Source organism: Corallococcus carmarthensis (assembly GCF_003611695.1).
GTDB lineage: Bacteria > Myxococcota > Myxococcia > Myxococcales > Myxococcaceae > Corallococcus > Corallococcus carmarthensis.
The window spans coordinates 1-2,695 of sequence record NZ_RAWE01000423.1; the positions used below are offsets into that span (position 1 = coordinate 1).

Sequence of the window (2,695 nt, forward strand, 5' to 3'; positions counted from 1 at the left end):
CCTCCCGGGCCCGTCAGGCGTGACAGTGCGTCCGGACGGCCTTGCGCCAGGGCCTGCCGCCGCGCCTCCAGCGCCGCCACCACCGCCACCAGCCGGGGTGCCAGCGAGGACGCGGGCTTCCACCGGCCGGACTCGCGGGTGAAGGGCACGGTCTCCACGCCCGCGGTGCTGACCGTGGTGGCGCCCAGCGCGCCCTCGAAGTCCAGCGTGGCGAAGGCCTCCGCGCGCCGTCCATCCGGAGCCACCGAGACGGTGATGCGGGCGTACTGGAGCTTCCGGGAGACGAGCGGCAGCGCCGAGCCCGGCACGGTGAGCGACACGCCGTCGTGTTCGGCTTCCTTCAGGGCGGTGATGACCTCCGCCTCCGGCCCGGCCGCGGCGCCCAGCAGGCGCGGGCCCAGGAACAGGAGGACGCCGGCGACCGCGAGCACGGCGATGCCGATGCCCCCCAGCCGCCCCCAGTCCTCCAGCCGTCTCACGACCCCAGCATCTTCTGGGCGCGCTCGGCGGCGGGCGTGCCCGGCATGCGCTTGAGGACTTCGCGCAGCGTGTTCTGCGCGCGCTCCGTGTCGTTGAGCTTCACGTAGGCGTTGTGCAGGTCGAAGAGGGCCTCCTCCTCCAGCGACGTGCCCGGGTAGTCCTTGAGCAGCCCCTCCAGGCGCTGGGCCACGGCCTTCCAGCGCTCGCGCTTCGCGTAGAAGGACGCGACGTACAGCTCGTGGCGCGCCAGGCGCTGGCGGGCATCATTCCTGTGGACCGTGGCGTCCTTCACGTACTGCGAATCCGGGTACTGGCGCAGGAAGACGTTCATGGCCCGGAGCGCGTCGTACATGGGCTTCTGCTCCTTCTCGTAGGAAGGCGGCAGGGCGAAGAACTCCGAGGGGAACTCCTCCACGTAGGACAGGGCCGCGCGATAGGCGGCGTAGTCCACCTTGGGGTGGGTGGGGTGCAGCCGCATGAAGGAGTCGAACTTCTCGCGCGCCTCCGGGAACATCTCCCGGGCGAAGTCCAGGTCCGCCAGCTTCAGCTCCGCCTCGCGGGCCGCCTCCAGGTACGGGTACTTGGCGCGGACGTGGTCGAAGTACTTCTCCGCCTTGAGGAAGTCCTTGTCCTCCAGCGCGGCCTCGCCCAGCGCCAGGTTCTCCGCCGCCTGGGTGGCATAGTCGGGCTCACCCACGGGCCCCGCGGAGAGGGCGGCGCAGGAGGACAACAGCAAGGCGGACAGGACGAGGACGGCGGAGCGCATCACGCCCCCAAACTATTCGTCCTGCCCGGAGGGGTCCAGCGAAGGTTCTCCCACCAGCCGGGTCACGATGTCCGGCGCGAAACCCCGGCTGAGCAGGAGCCGCCCCGCCCTTGCCTGCTCCTTCGCGTCCAGCGGGCGGCCCGCCAGGCGCCGGCGCTCCAGCACCTGCCGGGCGGCCTCCAGCGCGTCGAAGCCCACCGCGTCCTTCGCCTCGGACAGCGCGCGCCGGGCCTCCGTGCCCTCCAGCCCGTGGGCCTGCAGCCGCTGGAGCACGGCCCGCGGGCCCAGCTTCCCCTTGCCCAGCAGGGCCGTGGCGCGTTCACGCGCGAACTTCCCGTCGTCCAGGTAGCCCCACTCCGAAAGACGGGCGAGCACCACGTCGCGGACAGAAGCGGGGAAGCCCTTGCGCTCCAGGGCGAGCGTCAGCTCATGCCGGCTGCGGCCCCGCGCCTTGAGCAGGCGAAGGCAGGCGTCGGTGGCGCGCTGGACAGCCTCCGGACCTTCGGGCTCGTCAACCATCGCGGAGTCCCTACCATGTGGTAACAGGCCCCGCCATGCACCCCATCCTCGCCCGCTTCCTCACCGCCGACGCTGCCCGGGAGACGCTCCGCAAGGAGAAGGCGGGTGAACCGCTGACTCCGGAGGAGCAGCACTTCGTGGCCGCGGCGGACGCCAACCCCAAGCAGAAGGCCATGCTGTTGGGCGTGAGCGGCCGCGCGCTGTCCTCCGACGCCCAGGCAGCGCTGGTGCTGCTGGCCGCGCACGCCTCCGCCCGCGCGCTCCGGGAGGATGAGGCCCTCTCCGCCGCGACGCAGAAGGCGCGCGAGGCGCTGAAGGAAGAGGGCGCGAGCGACGAGGAGTCGGACGCCTTCCTCGCGTCCATCCTCTTGGAGGAGGCCTTCGGCTACGAGCAGGAGGTGGACAACTTCGACGTGGACTACGTGAAGGAGTCCCTGGGCGAGGTGCCCGCCCTGGCCTCACTGTCCAAGGAGTCCGTGGACGCGCTGTTCCTCGCGTTCGCCAAGGCCGCGCCCAACGACGCGGATCGCAAGGCGCGCGAGCACATGGCGCGCGCGCTGTTCGACATCGCGTGGTCGGAGGGGCCCACCTCCATCAACCCGGAGCACCTGGAGACGCTGCTCGACAACGAGGTCGTGCAGGAGTCCGACGAGGCGCAGGACGCGCGCGTGCGCGCCACCGTGTCGCTGCTCCAGACGCTGGCGCATCAAGGGCTCATTGGCCCGATGCGCCTCTCCCGGCTGCGCGCGCAGCTGGGGGACGACGACGCCTGAAGCCGTCCTCCCCCTTCCCTGCCCGCGTTCCTAGAAGCGTTCGATCTGGAAGTCGTCGTCGCCGCCGGCCGCCGGAGCGGGCGCGGCCACCGGGGCGGGCGTGGGCGGACGGGCCGCCACCTGCGGAGGCAGGGGCCGGCCCTGGACGACACCGGGC

General features: G+C 72.1%; 4 protein-coding genes. 1 reads left to right on the forward strand and 3 read right to left on the reverse strand.

Annotated features, from left to right (window positions below):
- The 3 genes from D7X32_RS44020 to D7X32_RS44030 form a co-directional block, all read right to left on the reverse strand.
- Positions 1 to 479, reverse strand: a 479-nt coding sequence (locus tag D7X32_RS44020) for a hypothetical protein (RefSeq protein WP_120608432.1), incomplete at its 3' end; no start/stop codon positions are given.
- Positions 476 to 1,246, reverse strand: coding sequence for an outer membrane protein assembly factor BamD (locus D7X32_RS44025; protein ID WP_120608433.1), 771 nt, complete (start codon positions 1,244 to 1,246; stop codon positions 476 to 478). The genes D7X32_RS44025 and D7X32_RS44020, both read right to left, overlap by 4 nt.
- Before the next feature lie 12 nt (positions 1,247 to 1,258).
- Positions 1,259 to 1,765, reverse strand: a complete 507-nt coding sequence (locus D7X32_RS44030) for a regulatory protein RecX (RefSeq protein WP_120608434.1) — start codon at positions 1,763 to 1,765, stop codon at positions 1,259 to 1,261.
- 35 nt (positions 1,766 to 1,800) lie between these two features.
- Between D7X32_RS44030 and D7X32_RS44035 the strand changes: the two genes are divergently transcribed.
- Complete coding sequence (locus tag D7X32_RS44035) at positions 1,801 to 2,538, forward strand: hypothetical protein (RefSeq protein WP_208752766.1); 738 nt, start codon at positions 1,801 to 1,803, stop codon at positions 2,536 to 2,538.
- Positions 2,539 to 2,695 lie beyond the last annotated feature (157 nt).